This window comes from Nannocystis pusilla, from assembly GCF_026626665.1.
Lineage (GTDB): Bacteria > Myxococcota_A > Polyangia > Nannocystales > Nannocystaceae > Nannocystis > Nannocystis pusilla.
The window spans coordinates 7901155-7925343 of sequence record NZ_JAPNKE010000002.1; the positions used below are offsets into that span (position 1 = coordinate 7901155).

At 72.5% G+C, this 24189-nt stretch carries 16 protein-coding genes and 2 pseudogenes; 10 read left to right on the forward strand and 8 right to left on the reverse strand.

The genetic code is table 11. From position 1 onward, the window contains the following. Positions 1 to 130: 130 nt before the first annotated feature. From scpA to OV079_RS60650, 4 genes and pseudogenes are all read right to left on the reverse strand, one after another. Positions 131 to 2209, reverse strand: a pseudogene (scpA, locus tag OV079_RS34735) (methylmalonyl-CoA mutase); the annotation flags it as partial. Positions 2210 to 2297: 88 nt separating this feature from the next. Continuing rightward, positions 2298 to 2816 carry a cobalamin B12-binding domain-containing protein gene (locus OV079_RS34740; RefSeq protein ID WP_267773669.1) on the reverse strand — a complete coding sequence of 173 codons (519 nt, stop codon included), beginning with the start codon at positions 2814 to 2816 and terminating at the stop codon, positions 2298 to 2300. 352 nt (positions 2817 to 3168) lie between these two features. Continuing rightward, a pseudogene (locus OV079_RS60645) lies at positions 3169 to 3792 on the reverse strand (methylmalonyl-CoA mutase family protein); the annotation flags it as partial. Next, positions 3699 to 4565 carry a methylmalonyl-CoA mutase family protein gene (locus OV079_RS60650; RefSeq protein ID WP_267773670.1) on the reverse strand — a complete coding sequence of 289 codons (867 nt, stop codon included), beginning with the start codon at positions 4563 to 4565 and terminating at the stop codon, positions 3699 to 3701. The gene OV079_RS60650 and the pseudogene OV079_RS60645, both read right to left, overlap by 94 nt. Positions 4566 to 4643: 78 nt before the next feature. Between OV079_RS60650 and OV079_RS34750 the strand changes: the two genes are divergently transcribed. The 4 genes from OV079_RS34750 (at position 4644) to OV079_RS34765 (ending at position 10467) form a co-directional block, all read left to right on the forward strand. Then, positions 4644 to 6137, forward strand: coding sequence for a pentapeptide repeat-containing protein (locus OV079_RS34750; protein ID WP_267773671.1), 1494 nt, complete (start codon positions 4644 to 4646; stop codon positions 6135 to 6137). Positions 6138 to 6294: 157 nt separating this feature from the next. Next, entirely contained in the window at positions 6295 to 8967 is a 2673-nt protein-coding gene (locus tag OV079_RS34755) for a cation:proton antiporter domain-containing protein (protein ID WP_276602878.1), read from the forward strand. 29 nt (positions 8968 to 8996) lie between these two features. Next, complete coding sequence (locus OV079_RS34760) at positions 8997 to 9812, forward strand: helix-turn-helix domain-containing protein (protein ID WP_267773672.1); 816 nt, start codon at positions 8997 to 8999, stop codon at positions 9810 to 9812. A 1-nt stretch (position 9813) separates the two neighbouring features. Continuing rightward, complete coding sequence (locus OV079_RS34765; protein WP_267773673.1) at positions 9814 to 10467, forward strand: hypothetical protein; 654 nt, start codon at positions 9814 to 9816, stop codon at positions 10465 to 10467. Positions 10468 to 11660: 1193 nt separating this feature from the next. Here OV079_RS34765 and OV079_RS34770 read toward each other — a convergent pair. The 3 genes from OV079_RS34770 to prmC all read right to left on the reverse strand — a co-directional run bounded on the left by OV079_RS34770 (position 11661) and on the right by prmC (position 15719). Then, positions 11661 to 13214 carry an RNA-binding protein gene (locus OV079_RS34770; protein WP_420829565.1) on the reverse strand — a complete coding sequence of 518 codons (1554 nt, stop codon included), beginning with the start codon at positions 13212 to 13214 and terminating at the stop codon, positions 11661 to 11663. A gap of 405 nt (positions 13215 to 13619) precedes the next feature. Beyond that, positions 13620 to 14681, reverse strand: coding sequence for a hypothetical protein (locus OV079_RS34775; RefSeq protein WP_267773675.1), 1062 nt, complete (start codon positions 14679 to 14681; stop codon positions 13620 to 13622). A 123-nt stretch (positions 14682 to 14804) separates the two neighbouring features. Continuing rightward, positions 14805 to 15719, reverse strand: a complete 915-nt coding sequence (gene prmC / locus OV079_RS34780) for a peptide chain release factor N(5)-glutamine methyltransferase (protein WP_267773676.1) — start codon at positions 15717 to 15719, stop codon at positions 14805 to 14807. Positions 15720 to 15856: 137 nt separating this feature from the next. Here prmC and OV079_RS34785 point away from each other — a divergent pair, with 137 nt between their 5' ends. Further along, on the forward strand, positions 15857 to 16024 hold the full coding sequence (locus OV079_RS34785; RefSeq protein ID WP_267773677.1) for a hypothetical protein: 168 nt from the start codon (positions 15857 to 15859) through the stop codon (positions 16022 to 16024). A 419-nt stretch (positions 16025 to 16443) separates the two neighbouring features. On the opposite strand, the gene OV079_RS34790 is transcribed toward OV079_RS34785, so the two are convergent. Further along, entirely contained in the window at positions 16444 to 16887 is a 444-nt protein-coding gene (locus tag OV079_RS34790) for a hypothetical protein (RefSeq protein WP_267773678.1), read from the reverse strand. 229 nt (positions 16888 to 17116) lie between these two features. On the opposite strand from OV079_RS34790, the gene OV079_RS34795 reads away from it, so the two are divergent. The 5 genes from OV079_RS34795 (at position 17117) to OV079_RS56470 (ending at position 24072) form a co-directional block, all read left to right on the forward strand. Continuing rightward, the gene (locus tag OV079_RS34795) at positions 17117 to 19834 is read left to right on the forward strand and encodes a tetratricopeptide repeat protein (RefSeq protein WP_267773679.1); all 2718 of its coding nucleotides are present in this window, start codon (positions 17117 to 17119) and stop codon (positions 19832 to 19834) included. Between the two features lie 569 nt (positions 19835 to 20403). After that, complete coding sequence (locus OV079_RS34800) at positions 20404 to 21348, forward strand: hypothetical protein (RefSeq protein WP_267773681.1); 945 nt, start codon at positions 20404 to 20406, stop codon at positions 21346 to 21348. After that, positions 21345 to 21563, forward strand: coding sequence for a hypothetical protein (locus tag OV079_RS34805; protein WP_267773683.1), 219 nt, complete (start codon positions 21345 to 21347; stop codon positions 21561 to 21563). The genes OV079_RS34800 and OV079_RS34805 overlap by 4 nt, the downstream gene beginning before the upstream one ends. Positions 21564 to 22084: 521 nt before the next feature. Further along, positions 22085 to 22852, forward strand: coding sequence for a M50 family metallopeptidase (locus OV079_RS34810; protein WP_267773684.1), 768 nt, complete (start codon positions 22085 to 22087; stop codon positions 22850 to 22852). Then, positions 22849 to 24072, forward strand: a complete 1224-nt coding sequence (locus tag OV079_RS56470) for a phosphotransferase family protein (protein ID WP_267773685.1) — start codon at positions 22849 to 22851, stop codon at positions 24070 to 24072. The genes OV079_RS34810 and OV079_RS56470 overlap by 4 nt, the downstream gene beginning before the upstream one ends. Positions 24073 to 24189: the final 117 nt, after the last annotated feature.

Consider the following 24189-nt stretch of genomic DNA (forward strand, 5'->3'; position numbering starts at 1 on the left):
GCGCACTCTTGCAACCCCCGCCAGCCCTGTCAACACCCGCAGAACATGTCCCCGAGGACATGTCCCGAAATCGCGACCTCGCAGGACGCATCGGCCGCGGAGCGAGCGCGGCGCTCGCTCCGCGGGAGCTTCAGTCCGCGTGACCGAGGCGGCGCGCCAGCTCGTCGATGATCGCCTCGGCCGCGCGCGTCAGCACCGTGCCCGGGCCGAACACCGCGGCCACGCCCATCGACTCGAGCGTGGCTACGTCCTGCGGCGGGATCACGCCGCCGACCACCACCATCATGTCGTCGCGGCCGAGGCGCTCCAGCTCGGCGCGCAGCTGCGGCACCAGCGTCAGGTGGCCGGCCGCCAGCGACGACACGCCGACCACGTGGACGTCGTTCTCGACCGCCTGCATCGCCGTCTCGGCCGGCGTCTGGAACAGCGGCCCGATGTCGACATCGAAGCCCATGTCGGCGAACGCGGTGGCGATCACCTTGGCGCCGCGGTCGTGGCCGTCCTGGCCCATCTTCGCCACCAGCAGGCGCGGCCGGCGGCCCTCCGCGCGGGCGAACGCCTCGGCCCTCGCCTGCACGCGCGCGACGCTGCGGTCGTCGTCCACCGCCGCACTATAGACCCCGCGGATCGTCCGCGTCACCGCCTGATGGCGGCCCCACACCTGCTCGAGCGCCGCGCTCACCTCGCCGACCGTCGCCTTGGCCCGCACCGCGTCGATCGCCAGCGCCAGCAGGTTGCCCTGGCCGTCGCCGGCGCAGCGGGTCAGGGCCGCCAGCGCCGCTCGCGTGGCCGCCTCGTCGCGCCCGCGCTTCAGCTCCTCGAGCCGCGCCAGCTGGGCCGCGCGCACCGCCGAGTTGTCGACCACCAGCACCTCGAGCGGCTCCTCTTGCTCGAGTCGCTGGCGATTGACCCCGATCACCGCCTGCGTCCCGCTGTCGATGCGCCCCTGCGTCCGCGCCGCCGCCTCCTCGATGCGCAGCTTCGGCAGGCCTTGCACGATCGCCTGCGCCATCCCGCCGAGCCCCTCGACCTCCTGAATCAACGACCACGCCTTTTGGGCCAGCTCGTGCGTCAGCGACTCGATGTAGTAGCTGCCGCCGAGCGCGTCGATCGTGCGGCACACCCCGGCTTCCTCTTGCAGGTAGATCTGGGTGTTGCGGGCGATCCGCGCCGAGAAGTCGGTCGGCAGCGCCAGCGCCTCGTCGAAGCTGTTGGTGTGCAGCGACTGCGTCCCGCCGAGCACCGCCGCCAGCGCCTCGACGCACGTGCGCGCCACGTTGTTGTACGGGTCCTGGGCCGCCAGGCTCCACCCCGACGTCTGGCAGTGCGTGCGCAGGGCCAGGCTCTTGTCGCTCTTGGCCCCGAAGCCGCGCACGATCTTCGCCCACAGGAGCCGCGCCGCCCGCAGCTTCGCCACCTCCATCGCCAGGTTCATGCCGATGCCGAAGAAGAACGACAGCCGCGGCGCGAACGCGTCGACGTCGAGGCCCGCGCGCACCCCCGTGCGCACGTACTCGAGCCCGTCGGCCAGCGTGTACGCCAGCTCGAGGTCGGCCGTCGCCCCCGCCTCCTGCATGTGATAGCCGGAGATGCTGATGCTGTTGAAGCGCGGCATGTGCTTCGCCGTGTAGGCGAAGATGTCCGCCACGATCCGCATCGACGGCTCGGGCGGATAGATGTACGTGTTGCGGACCATGAACTCTTTTAAAATGTCGTTCTGGATGGTCCCGCTGAGCTGCTCCGGCCGCACTCCTTGCTCTTCCGCAGCGACGACGTAGAGCGCGAGGATCGGCAGCACCGCCCCGTTCATCGTCATCGACACCGACATCTGGTCGAGCGGGATGCCGGCGAACAGCACCCGCATGTCGAGGATCGAGTCGATCGCCACCCCCGCCATGCCGACGTCGCCGAGCACCCGCGGGTGGTCGGAGTCGTAGCCGCGGTGGGTCGCCAGGTCGAACGCGATCGACAACCCCTTCTGCCCGGCCGCCAGGTTGCGCCGGTAAAACGCGTTGCTCTCCTCGGCCGTCGAGAACCCGGCGTACTGGCGGATCGTCCACGGCCGCTGGGTGTACATCGTCGCGTACGGCCCGCGCGTGAACGGCGGCAGCCCCGGCAGCGTGGTCAGACAGGCCGGCTCGATCGCCTGCAGCGCCGCGCCCTCGTAGACCGGCGGCACCGCGATGCCCTCGGGCGTCGCCCAGGCCTGTCCTTCGGGACCTGTCCCATTTTGAGAGACACCTGAGGCAGCTCGTCGTAGCCGAGCTGGGAGAAGTCGGGGATCGGCCGTGTCGTCGTCACGCCAGCACCTCCAGGCGCTCTTGCACCGCGCCGAGCGCCGCCAGGGCGTCGGCCCCCGCGGCGATGAAGACATCGACGCCCGCGGCCGCGAGCGCCTCCCACAGATCCTTGGGCCGGCCGGCCAGCACGATCACCCGCGCCCCCGCGGCCCGCAGCCCCGGCACCAGCTCGGGCACGGCCGTCGCGTAGCGAGCGTCGGCCCCGCAGATCACCGCGACCTTGGCCCCGCTGTTGGCGAACCGCGCCGCCGCCACCTGGACGGACTCCGTCGGTTCGTCCTCGACCACCTCGAAGCCGCCGACCGGGAAGTACGCCCGCGCGTACTCGACCCGCGGCCGCACCTCGCTCGCCGTGCCGAACGCCACCAGCGCGACCCTCGGCGAGCCGAGCGCCTCTCCGCGGGCCCGCAGCGCCTCGAACGGGGCCGCCAGCCGCCCGCGGTCCAGCGGCGTCACCCGCTCGCCCGGCCCCGGGCGCACAAACCCGCCGAGCCCGCCGCCAAGCCCAGCTTGCACTTCGGACATGCTCTTTAGCATGTGCATTCGGCCATGGCGCTTGCGACAGGACCCTTCGGACAGCCGCCTGCCGCGCCGACCCGCCCTCGCCAGGGCCCGCCGAGCCGCCCGCGCTCTCGCTCGAACCCGCCGAGCCCGGTCCCGAGCTCGCCGAGCCCCGCTCGCCCGCGCTCTCGCTCGGACCCGCGTCCTCGCTCGGCCCTGGCGAACCCGCCGAGCCGCGGCCGCCCGCGTCCTGCTCCGCGGCCGCCGAGTCGCCCTCGATCTGCGCCCCGAGCCGCGGCCCCATCGGCCGCGCCGCGTAGCGACTCGCGCCGACGATCGGCAGCCGCAGCGTCGCCACCGCCTGCGCCTGCGCCTGCGCGGCCGCGGTCACGCGCCCCTGCACCGCGCCCGCGCGCAGCGACGCGAGCAGCCCGCCCTCGCGCTCGATCGCCTGCAGCCGCTCCCACGCCGCCCTCGCCAGCGCCTCCGTCGCGCGCTCGATCGTGTAGCTCCCGCCGGCCGGGTCTTGCACCGCCCCGAGGTGCGACTCGTCGCGCAGCAGCAGTTGCGTGTTGCGGGCGAGCCGGCGCCCGAGCGCCGACGGCTCGCCGAGCGCCTCGTCGAGGGCCGGCAGGGCCAGCGAGTCGGCCCCGCCGAGCGCCGCGGTCACGCCCTCCGAGGTCGCGCGGATCAGGTTGACCCACGGGTCGAGGTTGCTCTGCTCGCGCCGCGACGCCCGCGCGTGCAGCCGCATCACCTGTCCTTCGGGACCGACGCCGCAGGCCGCCGCGACCCGGGCCCACAGGCTCCGCGCCGCCCGCAGCTTGGCCAGCTCGAGCGGCAGGTCGCGCCCGACCGCCAGCACGAACAACAGCGCCCCGGCGGCCGCGTCGACCGTCACGCCGGCCCCCACGAGCCTTTTAGATGCTCGAGCGCGGCCGCCAGCGCCCCCGCGATCTCGTCGGCCGCGCTCGCGCCGGCCTCGTGCCACGCCGTCGCGTCGACCAGCGCCGTGCGCAGGCCCGGCGCCGTGGTTCGCGCCCAGCCTGTCAATTCGGCCATGTCCCGATAGACATGTTCGATCGACCAGCCGACCTCGCCGACCGCCAGCAGCAGCGCCAGCGGGTCGCCGGCGACCGCCCCGCGCAGCTGCCCGGGCGCGACTCCGCGCCGCTGGGCCTCGGCCGCCAGGGCCGCCGCCACCGGCAGCGCCCGCACGCCGGCGTCGATCACCACCTCGGCCCCGGCCAGATCGATCCCGGCGAGCAGCGCCGCCACGTCGGCCGCGTCACCGACGACCACCCCGGCCCGCGCCCGGCCTTCGCCGCCTCGCCCATCCCTGTCCGCGACCTCGGTCGCCCCGGCCCGGCCCCTGCTTGCTGCCTCCGCGACCTCGCGCGCCGCTCCGCCGTCCGCGGCCACCCCGGCCGCCACGAGCTCGTCGAGCACGAACCACGCCGCTTCTGTCCCGTGGGACAGGTCCTCCACCGCCGCCGCGCCGGCGTCGGCGGGGCGTCGCTGGCGGTACTCCTGGGCGATCGCCCAGCCGCGGCGGGAGCGGGCCAGCAGCGGCGCGCGCGGCACCGCGGGGCCGACGTCCTCGGCGGTCACCAGCGGCGCCAGCCCTATGCCCTCGGGCGTGCGGTGGACCAGCTTTTGGACGGGCGCGCCTTTGAGCTCGCGCGTGGCCAGCTCGCGCCAGTCGGCGAGCGTGACCGGTGGGAATCCGCAGAGGCTGTCGCGCGTCGCGTCGTCTTCCGCCACGCGGCGATGATACGCCCGGCCCCTGCGACCAGCTATAGTGCGCCCCGCCCCGAGCCCGCGATGACCCCCCCGCCGCCCGTGACCTCGCCCTCGTCGCCGCCCCCGTTCCGCCCGTCGCGCAACCCCATCGTGCGCCTGGTCCTGTGGTTCACCGAACCATCGATGATCAAGGGCATGGCGGTGGGCGTCGTGCTAGCGCTCCTCGGCGGGGTCGCGCTCAAGCTCGACGCCGCCTGGTACATCGCCAGCGGCCTGATGCTCGTGCTGGCGGCGCTGGTGTTCGGCGCCGTGGTCGGCCACTACCTGTTCGAGGCGCGCCGCAAGCGCTTGCAGCGGCACGGCCTGAACATGCTGCGCCAGGCCGGCAGCGAGCTGCCGGGCCTCGGCGACGAGCTCGCCGTCGTGGTCCTGCAGCGCGACATGAGCCACCTCCCGGGCATCTGGGAGCGGCTCCGTCGCCTGCGCCCCGCGGTCGAGGAGGTCGCCGGCCTCGGCCTCGCCGCCTTCTTCCGCATGGCCGCGCTGTCGGCCCTGTTCGCGGTGCTCGGCAGCGCGATCAGCTTCGCCGTGTTCCTCACCTCCTTCATGCAGGTCGAGCGGATGACCGAGCAGAACGAGCTCATCCGAGTCCAGACCGACCTGACGATCAAGCAGCTCGACTTCGAGGAGAAGCGCCAGGCCGTCGAGATCGCGCTGAGCATCGCCGACCGCCGCCAGACCACCGCCCGCGAGGTGTTCGCCGCGATCGCCAACGACCCCGGCAAGGGCGAGAACGACGGCCGCAAGATCCTGACCCAGGGCACGCGCCTCCTCGTCACCGCCACCGTCTCGCAGCTGCAGCCGTACAAGGGCGTCGACCCGGTCACCAACAGCGTGACCCCGGACATCAAGAGCCCCGAGCAGGAGCAGGTGCTGCGCTACCTGTCGGCGGTCAACGTCGACGTCAGCGAGCTCGACCTGTCGCGCGCCTTCCTCGACCACGTCGACCTGCACAGCACCGAGCTGCCGCAGGTGCAGCTCCCGGGCGTCAGCATCCGCCAGGCCGCGCTCTACGACGCCAAGTTCCCCGGCGCCAACCTGGCCCTGGCCGACCTGTCGATCTCCCAGCTCGCGCGCACCGACCTCAGCGGCGCCAACCTCACCGACGCCAAGCTCGCCGACGCCATCCTCGTCGACGCGGTCCTCACCGACGCCAACCTCGTCCGCGCCGACCTCACGCGCGCCAGCCTGCGCAAGGCCGTGCTCAAGCAGGCCCAGCTCGGCAGCGCCAACCTGAGCGGCGTCGACTTCACCCAGTGCGACCTCGCCAGCGTCGACCTCACCGACGCCGACCTCGCCCTCGCCGACCTCAGCGCCGTCGACCGCACCCCGCTGGTCCCCAAGGTCCGCGCCGCGGCGTCGTGGTGGCTCGCCGTCTACAGCGACGACTACGCCGCCAAGCTCGGCGTCAGCCCGGCGCAGAACGCCAAGAACCGCGAGGCCCTGACCCGCATGCGCGCCGCCACCACGCTCGACGCCGCGAAAGCGATCCTCGCCGAGGCCAAGGCCGCCGCCCCCAACGCCCCGAGTTGAGCTGTCCGCCAGAGCATGTCCGAACGGACATGCGAAGAGGCATCGTCCGCTCCTGCCGCTCGTCCGCCGGGTCGAGCCTGGCTCGTCCGGCCGCTCGCCGGCGCAGCGACCTGTGTCATGCTGACGAGGACCGCCGCTCGCGAAAGCCCGGAGTGACATGACCCAAAAGCCAGCCTACCTCGCGGTCGACTGCTCGCTCACCCTCGCCGAGGGCCTCGCGGAGTTCGCCACCGCCAACCCCGGCCTCTTGCCGCCCGGCGACCGCGAGCTGCGCGAGTTCATCCGCGCTCACGACGCCTGCCACGTCCTATTCGGCCTCGGCACCAGCGTCGAGGACGAGGCCGTCGCCGACGCCTGGACGATCTTCGGCTCCGACGTCGGTCTGCGCCGCTACGCCTCCTACCTCAGGTACCCGGAGATCGCCGGCCTCATTGAACAGATCGGCGGGTGGCGCATGACCACCGGCACCGCGCGCGCTCCCGCGGGTGCTCCGCGCGATCGTTCGCGCCCGTCGCATGCGCGCGCCGTGGCCCTTCTTCGCCTACGCGCAGGCCCTCGACGTGCCGATCGCCGCGCTGCGCCGACGCTACGGCGTGCGCCCGGTTTAGCGCTCGCGCCGCCCGCGGGCCGCCCGCCGGGGGCGTTCGCCCTGATTGACGACCCCTCCAGCCCGGTGATAAGCGAGCACTTAATACCCGCACGAGGCTTCATGGCGTTTCTCCTGCATAGCCCGCTGTGCCTGCTGATCGCGCAGCTCGTCGTCATCATCGTCACTGCGCGCGTGCTCGGCCTGGCGGCGCGGAAGATCCACCAGCCGCTGGTGATCGCCGAGGTCGTCGCCGGCATCCTGCTCGGGCCCTCGCTGCTCGGCCTCGTCGCGCCCGACGTCAAGGCCGCGCTGTTCCCCGCGGCCTCGCTCGGGATCCTCGGCATGCTGAGTCAGGTCGGCCTGCTGCTGTTCATGTTCCTGGTCGGCCTCGAGATGGACCTCGGCCTGCTGCGCGGCCGCGGTCACACCTCGGTGATCATCAGCCACACGAGCATCGTCGTCCCGTTCGCGCTCGGCGCCGTGCTGGCGCTCTACATCTATCCGACGCTGATGCCCGAGGGCGTCGCCTTCTCGTCGTTCACCCTGTTCATGGGCGTGGCGATGAGCATCACCGCCTTCCCGGTGCTGGCGCGCATCCTCACCGAACGCCGCTTGCTCCGCACCAAGGTCGGCGCGGTCACCATCACCTGCGCCGCCGTCGACGACGTCACCGCCTGGTGCATCCTCGCCTTCGTCGTCTCGATCGTCCGCGCCACCGCGCTGACCGAGGCCGTCGTCACCACCGTCCTCGCCATCGCCTACACGCTGGGCATGCTGCTGGTCGTGCGCCCGTTCCTCGCCCGCCTGGCCGCGCGCGGCACCGGCCGCGAGGGCCTGACGCAGAACGTCGTCGCGGTCACCTTCGTGCTGCTGTTCCTGTCGGCCTGGGCGACCGAGCTGATCGGCATCCACGCGCTGTTCGGCGCCTTCCTGATGGGCGCGATCATCCCGCGCGACGCCGGCTTCGCCCGCGTCCTGGCCGAGAAGCTCGAGGACATCGTCGTCATCGTCCTGCTGCCGACCTTCTTCGCCCTCAGCGGCCTGCGCACGCACATCGGCCTGCTCAACACGCCCGAGCACTGGGTCCAGTGCCTGCTCATCATCATGGTCGCCTGCCTCGGCAAGTTCGGCGGCAGCTACGTGGCCGCGCGCTGGACCGGCCTCGGCTGGCGCGAGTCGGCGGCCCTCGGCATCCTGATGAACACCCGCGGCCTGATGGAGCTGATCGTCCTCAACATCGGCCTCGAGCTCGGGGTGATCTCGCCGACCCTGTTCACGATGATGGTGCTGATGGCCCTGGTCACCACCTTCATGACCACGCCGATCTTGCAGGTCGTCTACCCGCCGGAGCTGCTGGCGCAGGAGCTGGTCGACCCGCCGCAGGCCGACCTGCGCGCCACCCTGCCCGAGGGCTTCAGCGTCCTGATGTGCGTCGCCTTCGACCGCTCCGGCCCCGGCATGGCCCAGCTGGCCGGCGCCCTGGTCGGCAAGCAGACCGCCGCCGACCGCCTCTACGGCCTGCAGCTGCAGCGCCCGGCCGAGCGCACCTCGACCCTGCTCGAGGACGGCGACGACGCCGAGAGCCCCGGCGCCCTCGAGCCCCTGCTCGCGCGCGGCCGCGACCACGGCCTCAATGTGCGGCCGCTGTCGTTCGTCTCCGGCGAGCCCGCGCGCGACATCTGCAGCGTCGCCGAGGTCAAGGACGTCGACCTGATCCTGCTCGGCTGGCACAAGACCCTGTTCGGTCAGGCCCTCCTCGGCGGCACGGTGCACGACGTCATGAAGGACGCGCGGGCCGACGTCGCCGTCCTCGTCAGCCGCGACCTCGCGGCCGTGCGCCGCGTGCTGGTCCCCTTCTGCGGCTCGCCGCACGACGAGGTCGCGGTCCGCCTCGCGCGGCGCATGGCCTTCGCCGTGGGCGCCGAGGTCACGATCTTGCGCATCCGCTTCCGCAACGCCGACGCGCCGCGCGTCGACGCCTTCCTCGCCCACATGGCCGCCGACCGCGTCAAGGTGGTCGAGGCCGTCGACGACGGCAACAAGGCCGTCGACCTGGTCGTCACGGCCGCCGAGGGCCAGGACCTCGTCGTGCTCGGGGCCGACCCGCTCTCGCCCGACCAGATCATGACGCGCTGCCCGACCTCCTTCCTCGTCGTCCACCACCACGAGCGGCGCGAGCCGGCCCAGCGTCGTCCGCGCCCGCTCACCGAGCCGCAGGCCCATGCGGTCGTGAGCGCCTAGTCGCGTATCATCCCCCGCGAGGTCCCCCCATGCACTTCGGCGCCACCCTCCGCCTCCTCCGCGTCGACGCCGGCGTCAGCCTCCGCGCCCTGGCGCAGAAGATCGGCGTCTCGAGCGCGTACCTCAGCCGGGTCGAGAACGGCCACGACCAGGCCCCCACGCCCGACCGCCTGATGGCGATCGCCCGCGCGCTCGACCTCCCGCCGACCCTCCTCATCGACCTGGCCCAGCGCGTCTCGCCGTTCGTCGCGCGCTACCTCGAGGATGTCCCTTCGGCCAGCTACTTGTTCCTCGAGATCGCCCGCCGCAAGCTCAACGCCGCCCAGCTGGCGCGCGTCCAGGCCTTCCTCGACGCCGAGTTCCCGGTCCGGGGCGCGGCCGCGGGGCGCATCACCCCGCGCCTCCACGAGCTGCTCGCGCCGGAGCGCGTCCTCCTCAAGCTGTCGTGCAGCTACCTCGGCGACGCCATCGACGTCGCCGCGGTGCGCCTGGCCAGCGCCGCGCCCGGCCTCAACGCCGCCGCCATCGCCGCCGAGATCCGCGAGCGCGAGCGCGAATCTCCGACCGGCGTCGGTCACGGCGTCGCCGTCCCCCACGCGATGAACGCCAGCGTGCAGCCCGTCGCCGCGCTCGTCACCCTCGCGCGGCCGCTCCCGGTCGCCACCCCCGACGACATCCCGCTGCAGATCCTGCTCGTGATCCTCGGCGGCGGGCAGGCGCCGCTCGAGCTGCTGGCCCGCGCGGCCCGGCTGGCCACGCCGGACACCGTCGCCGACCTGTGCCAGGCGACCACGCCCGAGGCCGCGCTCGGGCGGGTGCGCCACGCCGAGAGCGAGCTCGGCTGACATGCCGCTCCACGACCCGCCCGTCCACTTCGCGCGGGTCCGGCAGATCTTGCAAGGCGAGGCGTCCGAGCCGCGCCCGTCGGCGAAGATCACCTTCGTCCTGCGCGCCCTGTTCACCGGAGAGACGGACACCGAGATCTCGCCGCGCGGCTTCGTCGTCCGCTTCGCCGGCGGCGGCGCCATCCCGTACGTCAGCGAGGCGGCGCCGGCGATGCTCCTCGCGCTCCTGGCCCGCGCGCAGATCTGTCCGCAAGGACAGGCGCTCGCGTTCCGGCTCGAGGACGAGGACGGCTACGCGCTCACGGGGATCCCCGACGCCGCCCGCTGGGTGTGGCTCGTGCCCGGCGAGGACGTCGTGCTGGTCTCGCTGCGCCGGCCCACGAGCGCCGGCCCGCCGCCCGCCGAACCGTCCCCGCTGCCGCTGCCCAGCAAGCTGAAGAAGCTCTACGCCCACCTGGCGCAGCCGCTGGCCTGCCCGCACTGCGCGCGCACGTCGTCGGTCTACCGCGCCACCCAGGACGCGTGGGTGTGCGGCGGCCCGCGCTGCGGCCAGTCGTTCAGCCCGCCGCACCGCGTGCGCGCGCTCGCCGAGCTGCGCGACGACGCCGGCGAGACCGTGCGCGAGACGACGGCGCGCCCGAAGATCTACCGCTGACGCGCCGCGAGAAAGGCGGGTCGCGACGAGATTCGAAGTGACATTTTTACCGCGCGCTCTACCAGACCGAGCCACCGCTCCCGGAGGAGCGGGCTGGATTCGAACCAGCGACCTCGCGGTCCCTTGTAGTCACTTCGGCATTCGTGACCCTGAAGAAGGCGGCTGCGACGAGAATTCGGCGAGACGGGCAATCGTGTGAAGATGGAGTCCCGCCGAGCATTCGCGGCCATAGTTGGGTGGAGAATAGGTGGACCTCGACGAAAGGTACGGAGACATTCGTGCTCTACCGGCCTGAGCTACCGCCCCATGTGAAGGGAAGTGGAGCGGGTCGGATTCGAACCGACGACCTCGACATTAAAAATGTAGTCCCCGCGGGCATTCGAGGCCCGAAACGGCGTGATGAAGGGAAAAGGCGGCTGCGACGAGAATTCGGCGAGACGTGGATCGGGAAAAGATGTAGTCCCGCCAAGCATTCGCAGCCAAAAAAGGTGGACCTCGACGAAGGGTACGGAGACGTTACTTGTCGTGCTCTACCAGTCTGAGCTACCACCCCGCGCGAGCGGGTGGGTCGGATTCGAACCGACGACCTCGACATTATCGATGTAGTCCCCGCGGGCATTCGAGGCCCGAGACGGCGCGTTGAGGAAAAGGTGGACCCCGACGAGGGTCGGAGAGACGTGCGCGCTCTACCGCTGAGCTACCGCCCCGTGAAGTGGAGCGGGCTGGATTCGAACCAGCGACCTCGATCTCCGTAAGATGTAGTCCCTCCGTGCATTCGGAGTCCAAAAGCGTGCTTTTATGAAACGAAAAAGGTGGGCCTCGACGAGGGATCGAAGAGACAAACTGCGGTCCGCTCTACCGCTGAGCTACCGCCCCACACTCGGAGCGGGCCGGATTCGAACCGGCGTCCCTACCGTTAAAATGTAGTCCCCTCGGCATTCGAGGCCCGAAGATCGTCGGGCGAAAAAGGTGGGCTTCGACGAGGCTTGAAGAGACAAGCCAGTGCGTTCTGTCCCGCTTGAACTACCGCCCCTCGCGGAGCGAGCCGGAGTCTTACCGGCGTTTCACCGTTGGAATGTAGTCCCTTCGGCATTCGAAGCCCGAAGAAAGCGGCTGCGACGAGGCGGTGGGCGAGACGGGCATGTTTCGAGGATGTAGTCCCGCCCGGCATTCGCAGCCAAAGTTTCAGGCGTTCACAGCGCGACCGCCTCGATCGCGCGGACCCAGTGCTCGCCCGCGAGGCCGCCGCGCGCGAACGCGGCGATCAGTGAGAACACGTCGTCGGAGAAGCCGCCGACGTTGAGGATGTCCTTTCGGTCAGGCGCCTGCGTGGTCGCCCCCGGCTGGACGTCGATGCAGACCAGCTGCGCCTTCGAGTTGCGGCGCTTGAACTCGCCCCACTCCTCCATCACCTGCGTCCCGCGGCGGTACGTGCTGCGGGTGTCGATCCACGACTCGTTGTCGGACACGAAGATCACGAGGTCGCCCTTGGCCTTGCGGCGGTTGAGCTCCTGCAGGGGCGCCGCGCAGTTGGTGCCGCCGGACGGCAGCTTCGCCAGCAGCTGGGCGTTGGTGAGGACGCTGTCGCGGCCGTCGATCTTGCACGGCACGACCTTGTCGTGGAACGGGATCACCGTGGTGTCACGGTTCTTGCGCAGGAACGCCGCGGCGACCAGGGCCGCCACGTCGATGCAGCGGACCGCCGAGGTCGCCCCCTTGCGGAACCCCGTGGCCGGGGAGTGCATCGAACCCGAGACGTCGAGCAGGACGTAGATCTGCCCCTCGACCTCGGGCACGTTGTCGAGCGCCGCCTCCATGGCGTCGTGCAGCGCGTCGCGGATCTTCTTCGGCACCGCGGCGTCGGCCTGCTTGTAGGCCATGAGGAGCTGGTACGGGAACACCCGCGCCTTCCGCACCTCGTCGGGCGCGGCCAGCTTCTTGGCGAGCGCCTTGGTGAGCGCCGCGTCGTCGAACACGCCGTGGCGCAGGAAGGTGTTGAGGTTCATGCGCAGCATCTGCCAGCCGGCGCGGGCAGCGATGGCCCGCCACGCGCTCTCGCGCAGCGGCGACCCCGTGAGCAGCTGGAACGGCACGTCGGGGACCTCTTCGGTGCGCCCGGCCTTGAAGTCCTCGAAGGCGCGGACGCACGCCGGCAGCTTGTCGGCGTCGTGCTGGCGGCCGAGCAGGTAGCCGTAGAGGGCCCGCCGGCCGTCGTTGCCCGGCTTCGGGTGGACCATCCGCAGCACGTCGGTCAGCGACGGGTCGTTGCCGACCGAGTCCGCCAGCACCTGAGCGTCGGTGCGCCGGTCGAGCCAGCGCTGCACCAGCCGCTTCGGCCGCGTCCCGAGCGAGCGCCGCCCGGTCGCGCCGGACCGCACGATCTGCACGAAGTTGCGCAGCATCTTGCCGTTGTCGCAGACCCGCCCGAACACCTTCTCGAGCGCCTCGCCGTTGCGGCTCGCCAGCTCCGCCAGGAGCAGCGCCGGCATGTCCTTCATGTGGCTGTGCTTCCGGGTGTACACGGCCGTCTTCGCCACGAACTCGGCGTCGACCTTGGCGACCAGCGCCCGCACCGCGTCGAGCTGGCCCTGCCCGCTCGTATAAAACGTGTTGTTCAGGCACCCGGTCGCGGCGTACTGCGCCAGCGCGTGCTTGTCGCTCAGCGCGTAGGCCCGACCACCGGCCTCGTTGACCGCAGTAGCAGCGGGAGCAACCTTGCGGGAGGTGAAGATCGAGAGGTTGACCATGACGGGCTCCTTGTCCTTGTCCACCCCCTTGAGCAGGCGGCGGACCGAAGGCCAAACGGAGGCCTGGATCTTCATGATTCCGAATATTTGAATATCTATGTCCGGGGAAAAATGGAACTTTTATCTTATCCGCTCATATCCAGTGGTAGATGATGATCGCGCGCGGACGATCGCATGTCTTTCGGGTCAGCTCGCGCCGCACGCAGGTCGACGCCTGCAGACGCCTGTCTCTCGGGTCAGCTGACCTCTGCGCGGCGACGGTCCGTCGAGCGTGCGGCGAGCCGGTGGCAGGCGGCCGCACTCGAGTCATCCCTTCGACTCGCCTGGCCTTCGAGACAGCTCGACAGGGCCGGGCCTTCAGCCTGTCCCTCAGGACATCCGGATCGGGACGGCGCCGCCCGGGCGTCAGCGCTTCGGCGGCGTGTCGGGCTTGCCGTCGAGGTCGGGGCGGCCGTCGAACAGGTCGCGGCTGATGGCGACCGCGCGCTGGATCATCGCGTTGAGCGTGCTCGAGCGGGCCAGGTCGGGATCACGGGCGCGGACGTGGTCGACCACCTGCTCGACCTTCACCGCGCCGCCCTGCTGCAGCTCTTGCAAGATCGCCAGCAGCATCCGCTCGCTGCGCTCGCGCTCCGTCTGTTCGCGGCGGCGGACCACGATCGCGCGGGCCAGCAGCAGCCCGAGGATGATGACGACGAGCGCGAGGATCCACGCGATCCGCTCGCCGACCTGCGCCCCCTTGTGGAGCGTGTCGTCGATGCGGCCCCAGAAGCGCTCGCGGAATTGCTGGTACTGCGGGTCGGTCTCGACCACCTCGAGGGCATCGACCGCGCCGAGCAGCGCCTCGCGGCTGACCTCGCGCGACACCTTTCCGGCCGCCGGCGCGAGCTCGCGGGTCAGCGCCTCGCGCAGCGCGGGCGCGACGTCCTTCTCGATCGTGTGGCGCAGGGCCGGGCCGACGTTGTCCTCGACCACGCGCTGGATCGCCGGGCCCACGTTGCGCTCGAGCACCGTCTGGGTCGCCGGTCCGAGCTCGTCGCGCAGGCCCTCGCTCAGCGTCGTCAGCGTCCTGCGCGTCAGCGCCTCGGCCATGTTCGCCGCGCCTTGCCGCGTCGCCGGCGACAGCGCCGCGTGGATCGCCTGCTCGACCGCCTGCCGCGTCGTGTCGACCACCGCCGGGCTCACGTCTTCGCGCAGCCCCTGGCCGACCGCCTTCGACAGCGCGCCGACGTAGTCCTCGCTGACCTGGCGGACCTTCGCCAACCGCTGCTCGTCGGTGAGCCCGTCGAACGCCCCGACCGCGACTTGCCCGGCCAGCTCGCGCGCCGCTTGCTGGACCTCGGGCAGGTCGAGCAGGCCCTCGATGCGCTTCTGCGTGCGCGGGTCCTCGAGCGTGTTCAGCGTCTCGTCGATCGCGGCCGGCACCGCCCGGCGGACCATCTTCTCGGTTCCTGTCGCGCAGGACATGTCCCAAAGGACAAGCCCGAGCGCCAGCGCGGCGGCGCGCCCGGGCCGATCGTGGGCCACCTGCGCGCGGACGAGGGGGCATCCGCCTCAGGATAGGAGAGCCGCGTCCTGGCCGCCAGTTCGTCAGCCGAGAGGCGCCGCGCCGCTGACGACCCGGTCGATCCCGGCCGCGTCGCGGCGGATCTCGACCGCCTCGTAGCCGCGCGCCAGCAACAGCTCGCGGGTCGCCTCCGCCTGGCCGAGCCCGATCTCGAGGAACAGCCGTCCCTCGCCCGTCAGCACCCCCGGGGCCGCGCACTGGTCGATCAGCCGGCGCACCAGATCGAGGCCGTCGCGCCCGCCGTCGAGCGCGAGGCGGGGCTCGTAGTCGCGGACCTCGGGCTGCAGCTCGGCGATCTCGGGCGAGGCGATGTAGGGCAGGTTGGCGGCGATGGCCGCGAAGCCACCGGCGGGGACCGTCACGCCGCGCAGGAGATCGCCGCGGACGAACTCGACCTGCAGGCCGAGCCTGGCCGCGTTTTCGCGCGCGACCGCGAGGGCGTCGGGCGAGACGTCGACCGCGGTGACGTCGACGTCGCGGCGCGCGTGCTTGACTGCCAGCGCGATCGCCCCCGAGCCGGTGCCGACGTCGAGCACGTGCAGCGGGTACGGCGGCGGCGGCGGCGGCAGCAGCTCGAGCAACCAGTCGACCAGGTGCTCGGTCTCCGGCCGCGGGATCAGCACCCGGCGGTCGACCGCGAGCTCGAGGCCGAGCCCGTGGAAGCCGCGCTTGCCGGCGATGTACGCCACCGGCTCGCGCGCGAGTCGCCGGCGGATCAGCTCGCGCAGCGTCGTCCGCTGGTCGTCGTCGACCAGCGCGTCGTAGCGGAGGAAGATCTGCATGCGCGTGCAACCGAGCGCCTGCGCCACCAGGTGCTGCGCGTCGGCGCGGGCCTCGCCGAAGCCCGCGCGTTCGAACCGCTCGAAGGTCCACTGCAGCACCTCCTGGACGGTCCAGAGCTGCTGGCGCGCGGGTCGGGTCGGGGACGCGGAGGACACTGGGCGCGGAGTGTAGCTTGGAGTTCGCGGTCTCAGGGCGCGGCGGTGTGGCCGCCGGCGGGGATCCCAGCTGCCGCCGGAGCTCGGCGATCGGGAGCTTCAGCACCGCCTCGGCGTCGCGGCCGTCGACGTAGAGGGTGCGCTGGCCCTTCGCAGCGCGGAACGCCCGCAGCGTCCGCAGCGGGGCCACGAACAGCCCGCCGACCACCGCGGTGAGGTTGATCATCCACAAGAAGGGCGTGTTGCAGCCCGAGCGCAGCTCCCAGGCCCCGATCTCCGACTCCCCGGCGAGGTCGGTGCCGTAGCCGGTGAGCACGTGGTGGAGGTCGTGCAGCGCGACCACGCGGCGGCGGGCCGGCGGGTTCGGCAGGCGCAGCGTGCGGCCGAAGATGTAGAACGCGAACACCGGCGACGAGTACTCCGCCATCGAGAAGCCGTTCCGCTCGAGGTAGCGGTCGCGGCCTTCGCGGAGCGGCAGGTCGGACGGCACGTGGGTGACGCGCTGCAGCGGCATGTCCCCTCGTGTCGCGCAGTTCGCGGAGGATTGCCAGCCGTCATCCTCACGCCGCGCCGCGCGCCGCCGCGCGCCTCCACCCGCGCGAGCGAACCTGTCTCTGGGGACACCGCGGGCGAAAATCGCCTGCCGCTCAGGACGACGCCTTGGCCGGCTCCTCGAGCGGCGCCTCGATCTGCGCGACCATGCGCCGCAAGAGGCCCTCGACCATCAGCGCGCGCTCGCCCGAGTCGTAGACCCCGTCGTGGTAGCGGGCCTGGATGTCCTCGTACTTCTCGCGGGTGTCGTTGATGAGCTGCTTGTAGGGCTTGCGGCGGGCCAGGACTTCTTTTGGTTCTGCCAGAAGAACGAGACCATCGCGGCCACGGTGAAGCCGGTGAGGGCGACGCCGATCGGGCCGCTGACGATGTAGGCGAGGCCGTAGCGGAGGGCGACGACGCCGCCGACCCCGACGGCGAGCTCGCGGATCCCGCTCTTCTTCATCTTGCCCCAGGCCATCGGCAGCAGCTCGCCGGAGGCCAGCACCAGGGCCACGAATTCCGGCCGCTTGGCCCCGCGCTCGTAGGTGTCCTTGATCACCTGCTGCATGAAGGCGTCGAAGGACTCGTACACCTCGCTCGGGTAGGCCGTGTGACTGCTGCTGCTGGCTGCCATGCGCGCCAGCATAGCAGAGCCCTCGGATTCCTTTGACACGGCCGCGCGCGGCTCGCACATTCCGGCCCGCATGCCGCGCTCATGGTCGTCCCGTCCGCGTGCCGCGTGGCCCGTGCGCTTGCTCGCGGCCCTCGCCGCCGCCACCGCCGCGTGTCGCACGGCCCCGCCGGCCGCAGGCCCTTCCGCGGGCCCTGACCTGTCCGAACGTACAGCTCCGCCCTCGCTCGACGTGGGCGGCCTCGAGGTCCCGGAGGAGGGCGACGAGCCGGTCGCCAAGGAGCCGCCGAAGCGGCCCGAGCCCGTCGTCGTCAGCGATCTGGCCGGCGCCTTCGCGGCGCTCGAGCAAGGCAACCCCGAGGGCGCCGCCGCCTTCCTCGCCGGCGCCCTGCGCCAAAAGCCAGGTGACGAGCGGGTCCGCCTCGCGCTCGCGCACGCCCATCTGGCCACCGGCGCCACCGACCTCGCCGCCGCCGCGCTCGACCTCAAGGCCGGTCAGCCGAGCCCCGCACGGCTGCGCCTGCTCGCCCGCCTGCTCGCCGCGAAGGGCGACCAGGCCGGCGCGATCGCCCTGCTGCAGAAGGCCGCGAACGATCCCTCCGAGCTGCCCGCGCGGGGCGAGCTGCTCAGCCTGCTGGTCGCCGCCGGCCAGGAGAAAGACCCCAGGGCCGTGGCCCTGCGCGAGCAGCTCTACGACGCCTACGACGCCGGCAAGGCCAAGACCGTCGAGGAGCTGACCGCGGTGGCCCGCGCGGCGCTGGCCCGCGGCTCGACCGGCGCCTTCCACGACGCCAACATGGTCCTCGGCGAGGCCGAGAAGCTGCCCCTCGAGACAGCTTCGCTCGAGCCCGCGTTCGCCCTGCGCGACCGGGCGCTGCTGCTGCGCGGGGTGATGTTCCGCGAGAAGTACGCGGCGACCGAGGCGATCGAGACCTACGAGCAGATCTTGCGCCGCGACGCGTGGCACGCCGAAGCCCTCGCCGGAGTCGCCGCGGCCCACCTCGAGGAGCTGCGCCTGGCCGCCGCGAGCGAGACGGCCCAGCGGGCGCTGCAGGTCAATCCGCGCCAGCCCGAGGCGCTCGGCGTCCTCGCCAAGGTCGCGCTGGTCGAGGGTCGCCGCGACGAGGCCACCGCGCGCGCGCAGGGCGACATGCTCGCCGCCAGCCCCGGCCACCCCGACGCGCTGGCGGTGCTGGCCGGGGCCGCGCTGGCCCGCGACGACCAGGCCGCCTACGCCCGCCTGCGCGACCAGGCCGTGGCCGGCAACCCGCTGGCCTTCTACCTCGCGCTGGCCGACCTGCTCGTCTCGATGCACATGTACGAACAGACAGGTACGGTCCTCGACGAGGCGGCGAGGCGCGCGCCCGACAACGCCTACGTGCAGTCGGCGATGGGCCTCAACCTGCTGCGCCTCGGCAAGGAGACCGAGGGCCGGGCCGCGCTCAAGGCCGCGTGGAAGCGCGACCGCTTCAACGAGCGCACCCGCAACACCCTCGACCTCTACGACCAGCGCATCGACCCGCTCTACACCGACGTGAGCGACGGCGACCTCAGCCTGCGCCTCCTCAAGGAGGACCAGGAGTATGTCTCCGGGGACATGTTGGCGATCATCGCCCGCGCCCGCCAGAGCCTCGACAAGCGCTACGCCCTGCGCCCGACCCCGCTGCGCATCGAGGTGTTCGCCGACCCCAGCGACTTCTCGGTCCGTACGATCGGCGTGCCCAGCCTCGGCGCCGTCGGCGTGTGCTTCGGCCGCCTCATCACCGCCCTCGGTCCCTACGCCGGCACCCACAACTTCCACCAGGTCGTGTGGCACGAGCTCGCCCACGTCTACGCCGTCCAGCTCAGCAAGGGCCGCGTCCCGCGGTGGTTCACCGAGGGCCTGTCCGAGTGGGAGTCCGAGCTCGCCGACCCGTCGTGGGCCCGCGAGAGCGCCGAGCTGCTGGCCGTCGCCCGCCGCAAGGGCACCCTGCGCCGCCTGTCCGAGCTCGAGCTCGCGTTCCTGCGGGCCGGCAGCGCCCAGGCCATGGAGGTCGCCTACACCACCGCCGCCTACGCCGTCCGCTACCTCGGCGAGACCTACGGCCTGCCGCGCCTCATCGCCATGCTCAAGGGCTACGGCGAGGGCGGCACCACCGAGGCGCTGATGGAGCGCCACCTCGGCAAGCCGCTGGCGGTCGTCGAGAAGGAATTCGAGACCTGGCTCTTCGGCCAGATCGACGCCAAGATCAAGGGCTGGGAGCCGGCCAAGAGCCGCGGCGACAAGCCCGACGAGCGCGACAAGCTGCTGACCGAGGCGTTCGCCCACGCGCAGAAGAAGGACATGACCTCGGCCGCGCGCGTGCTGCAGCAGCTGATCCAGGGCCGCGGCGACGGCTTCGTCCCGCGCATGACCCTGGCCGAGGTGCTGATGCAGGGCCCGAGCTGGAAGCAGGCCGCCGAGCACTATGAAAAGGCCCGCGGCTTCCGCCCCGAGTCGGTCGAGCCGATCATCCGCCTGGCCGAGCTGGCCCGCCGCGACGGCGACGTGGCCCGCGAGAAGGCGCTGCTGCGCGAGGGTCTGGCGATCGACGGCATGAGCTACGACCCGGCCGCGCGCCTGGTGATGCTCGCCGCCGTCACGGCCGACGCGCCGAACCGCGACTACGCGCTGGACCGCGCCGCCGCGATCGCCCCGCTCCACCCGCTCACCCTCGGCGGCCAGGCCCTGCGCGCCGCCGCCACCGGCGACAAGGCCCGCGCCCGCAGCCTCAGCGACCGCGCCCTCAAGAACATGAACGAGGGCCCGCTCGCCAAGGGCCCCGTCGACACCCTGGTGGTCCTCGCCCTCGCCGCCGACGCCGCCGGCGACGCCACCCGCGCGAAGATCCTCGCCGCCCGCGCCGGCGCCGAACCCAAGCTGCCCGCCCCCGCCAAGCAAGCGATGGAGCGCGTGCGCACCGCGAAGTGAACTCTCCTAGCCATGGGCATGCTCTTCGGAGCATGTCCTTCGGGAATGTCTCCGAGGACATGCTCTCGTGAACATGTCCCCTCGCGCATGCGAACCTGCGAGGGGGTCCGACCGAGAGGCGCGAGTCGGCGAGCGTCGTCGCTGAGCCGGCGATCTCGGGCCCCCGACTCGAGCACAGCGCCAGCAGCACCGCCACGCGCACGCCTCGACGCGCACCGCCACGCCCGCGGCGAGGTTCGAACCGCGAGAGGACGGCGCGTCGACGCGACCGCCGGGGCTGCGACGTGGGGTATCGACCCCGACGCGACCCGCGCCCTGCAGTCCGGACAGCCGCCCGCGGCTCACGGACAGCGAGGGACGGCGATCGACCCGACAGACCGGTCGACCGCCCCGGGCGCGTGACGCTGGGGAAACGCCGTGGCGACGGCGCCCGACCCGCAGCGCGAGCGCCCGCGAACCGCCGGTGAGCCCGCGTTCATCGGGCCTCGGGGCGGGCGACCGACCTCTCGTGGCCCGGCCGCTCGCCAGGGTTTGCGCTGCCGGGCCGGCCTGGTAGCGTGGGCCCCGCCATGGCCGCGCTGTTCCCGTTCACGACCGACGAGGCGAATGCCGTTCTCCGGGCCCTGAAGACCGTGGCGATGGCCGACGCCACCTTCGCGGTCAAGGAGCGGGCCCTGCTCTCCGCCTCCGCCGAGCTGCTCGGCGTCGACGCCGACCCCGACGCGCTCACCACCATCACCCCCGACGAGCTGGCCGCCGCGCTCGTCGACCCGGAGCGCCGTCTCATGGCGCTCAAGGCCTCCCTCGTGATGGGCATCGTCGACGGCCAGGTCTCGCCGGAGGAGTGGCGCGTGCTGTCGGCCTTCCGCTCGGCGCTCGGCGTCGAAGAGGGCGCGATGCAGGTGTTCCACGACCTCGTGCAGCAGCACCGCCAGCGCACCCAGTACGAGCTGCAGCGCCGCCTCGGCTCGCCGCAGGCCGGCACCCTCTACGCCGCGCAGGGCTGGCAAGGCGTGCTCAACTTCTTCACCGAGGACCTGCTCGCCCTGCCCAAGACCCGCGAGAACAGCGAGCTCGCCTGGCGCTACCGCCGGATCGGCCTGCTGCCCGAGGGCACGCTCGGGCGCGAGCTGTGGCGGTACTACCGCGAGCGTCAGTTCGCGTTCGCCGGCGAGCAGGGCGGCGTGCCCGAGGCGCTGGTCCACCACGACATCACCCACATCCTGGCCGGCTACGAGGCCGACCTCCAGGGCGAGCTCGAGACCCTCGCCTTCATCGCCGGCCTGCGCGGCGAGGACCCGTCGAGCGCGCTGTTCCTGGTGCTGCTGCAGCACGCGGTCGGCGCCCGCGTCGGCGACGACCGCGGCCTCAGCTTCGATCCGTCGCGGATCCTCGCGGCCCGCGACCGCGGCCGCGCGACCACCGAGGACTTTTCGCGCCGCCACGACTTCTGGGACGTGATGGACCGCCCGATCAGCGAGCTCCTGCAGCGCTTCGGAGTCCCGCCGCGGTGACGGTCGCGCCGCAGGTGTTCGACCTGTCCGAGGTCGACGCCGACGCGCCCGAGGTCGTGCTCGCGTGGGTCGAGCGCCTGCGGGCCGCTGCGGCCCGCGGCCCGGTGATCGTCCGCGAGTGCCCGCAGATGCTCGCGCACACCCTTTATAAAAGCGCCCTGCTCGGCGGCGCGATCGTGCTCGAGTCGGTGCGCGCCGAAGAAGCCTACGGCTGAGCGCCGCCGGCGACCGAGCCGACCGAGCGCCGCGCTCGAGCGGGCGCGGCGAAGAAGCCACGACCGAACGTCGCCAACGGCCCGAGCCGACCGAGCGCCGCGCGCTCGCGCCGGCACGCCGAAGAAGCGCCCGGCTGAGCGCGGACAGCGGCCCGAGCCGACCGAGCGCCGCGCGCTCGCGCCGGCACGCCGAAGAAGCGCCCGGCTGAGCGCGGACAGCGGCCCGAGCCGACCGAGCGCCGCGCGCTCGAGCCCGTGCACGCCGAAGAATCCCACGCCCCGACAGCGGCCCGAGCCACCGAGCACTGCGGGCCAACCGAGCGCCGCGCGCTCGAGCCGGGCGCGCGCCGAAGAAGCCACGCCTCAGCGCCGCGCCCGAGACACGCCGCGCTCATCGCCTCGAGCGCGCTCACGACCCCGCAGCTCTGCCGCGAGTTTCACCGCGCCGCGCGACTCGCCTGTACCTGCGTCGCAGCCGGGGCCGCGAGCGCGCCCGGGTCGCCATGCTACGCTGGGATGCGATGTCCTCCGCAGCGCGCGCCTTCGCCAGGGCTCACGACCACGCCCTCGTCACCCGGCGGGCCCGCGGCGCGCTCGTCGCCAGCGCCGCGATCACCCTCCTGCTCTACCTCGTCCCGTTCGGCGGCCTGCTCATCTACCCGCTGCTGCTGCTGTCGACGCTCGCCCACGAGCTCGGCCACGGCCTGGCGGCCCTGGCCACGGGCGGCTCGTTCCACGCGTTCTACCTGTGGCCTGACGGTTCGGGCATGGCCGTTCATACAGGTCCCGAAGGACATGCCCTTCAGGCCATCGTCGCCGCCGGCGGGCTGATCGGTCCGGCGGTGGTCGCGGGCGCCTGCTTCGCCCTCGCCCGCCGCCCGTGGGTCGCCCGCGTCGTGCTCGGCCTGGTCGGCCTCGGCTTCCTCGCGGCCGTCGCGCTCGTCGTCGAGAACCCGTTCGGCTTCTGGTACATCGGCGGCGTCGGCGTGCTGCTGCTGGCGCTCGCCGCCCGCGCCCGCGCCCAGGTGGCCCAGACCGCGCTGGTCTTCCTGGCCGTCCAGCTGGCCCTCAGCGTGTTCTCCCGCGCCGACTACCTGTTCACCGCCAGCGCCCAGACCTCCGCCGGCGTCATGCCGTCCGACTCGGCCCACATCGCCGCCGCCCTCGGCGGCTCCTACATGCTGTGGGGCGCCGTCTGCGGCCTGTTCTCGGTGCTGGTGCTGGTCCTCGGCCTGTGGCTGTTCACCCGCGGCGACAGCCGCATCCGCCTGGCCAACCTCCGCCGGTGACCCGCGTGCCCCCGAGCTGCGCGCGCTCGCCTCGCAGCTTCTTCTTTAAGAAAGAGAAAGATGTCCCCGAGAGCCTGCTCTCCTGGACATGTCTCAAAAGTCATCCCCACAGCGCGCAGATCTGGCACGTCGCCGCGCCCGCCGGCGCGCTCGTCCTCAAGCGGCACCGCCACCCGCGCCCGTTCCAGCAAGAGCTCCGCGCCTATCGCGAGTGGCTGCCGGCGCTCACTGGCCCCTCCTCGGCGAACCTGCTCGCGCTCGGCGTCAACCTGTCTCTCGGGACATCCAGCTGCGCTGCGGGGCCACCTCCCGAGACAACTCCCTCCGCGCGCGACCAACCGCCCGAAACGCTCAGCTCCACGGCAGCGCTCCCTCCCGGGACATCCAGCCTCACGAGAGAGCTGTCTCCCGGGACATCCAGCCTCACGGGAGAACTGTCTCCCGGGACATCCAGCCTCACGGGAGCGCCGTCTCTCGGCCCGTCCAGCCTCACGAACGAGCTGTCTCTCGGGACATCCAGCTCCGCCCGCGCGCTGCCTCCCCAGCCCCGCAGCTCCGCGCCGGTCGGCCAGCTTCGTGTCCACGTCCCGGCGCTGCTCGCCTGCGACCTCGCCCACCACACCCTCGCGCTGACCGTCGCCCCCGGTGAGCGCCTGTCTCTCGGGACACACGACCCCGCGCTCGCTCCGGTCGCCCACGCCGCCGCGGGCCGGCTCCTCCGCGCCCTCCACGACATCCCGGTCGCCGACGACGACCCCCTGCCCCTCGTCGACGCCGTCGCCGCGCGCCAGAGCGAGTGGCACGCCCGCGCCCGCGACCTGCTGACCCCCGCCGAGCGCGACGCACTGCAGCGCCTGGCCGCCCGCCGCGACGCCTTCGCCGGCGTCCGCCGGGTGCCGTGCCACCGCGACTTCACCCCCGACAACTGGCTGCTGGACGCCGACAGACTGTGCGTCCTCGACTTCGAGCACGCCCGCCTCGACGCCCCCGAGGCCGACCTCGTCAAGCTGCGCACCGATGTCTGGCCGGACCGCCCCGACCTCGCCGAGGCCTTCCTCGCCGGATACGGCCCGCTCACGGCCGATGCGGCCGCCCGCCTCGACGTCCTGCTGGCCCTCCACGCCGCGGCCACCCTGGCCTGGGCCGAGCGCCACGACGACCCGGCCTTTCGCGCCCTCGGCCGCCGCGCCCTCGCCGTCGCTCTCGAGCGCGCTCCCTAGGCCGATCCGCCGCACACTCGCCGGCACGAAGAGCGCCACGCCGCTGTCCAGCGAGCTCGTCTCACCGACGCCTGGCCGGGCAGCCGCTGGCAACAGAGCGCCACGGCGCTGTCCGGC

Coding starts and splice junctions, on each gene's coding strand:
- OV079_RS34755 (WP_276602878.1), top strand. CDS start 6,295: ATGACCCAAAAGCCAGCCTACCTCGCGGTCGACTGCTCGCTCACCCTC.
- OV079_RS34760 (WP_267773672.1), top strand. CDS start 8,997: ATGCACTTCGGCGCCACCCTCCGCCTCCTCCGCGTCGACGCCGGCGTC.
- OV079_RS34765 (WP_267773673.1), top strand. CDS start 9,814: ATGCCGCTCCACGACCCGCCCGTCCACTTCGCGCGGGTCCGGCAGATC.
- OV079_RS34770 (WP_420829565.1), bottom strand. CDS start 13,214: ATGGTCAACCTCTCGATCTTCACCTCCCGCAAGGTTGCTCCCGCTGCT.
- OV079_RS34775 (WP_267773675.1), bottom strand. CDS start 14,681: ATGTCCTGCGCGACAGGAACCGAGAAGATGGTCCGCCGGGCGGTGCCG.
- OV079_RS34790 (WP_267773678.1), bottom strand. CDS start 16,887: ATGGCAGCCAGCAGCAGCAGTCACACGGCCTACCCGAGCGAGGTGTAC.
- OV079_RS34800 (WP_267773681.1), top strand. CDS start 20,404: ATGGCCGCGCTGTTCCCGTTCACGACCGACGAGGCGAATGCCGTTCTC.
- OV079_RS34810 (WP_267773684.1), top strand. CDS start 22,085: ATGTCCTCCGCAGCGCGCGCCTTCGCCAGGGCTCACGACCACGCCCTC.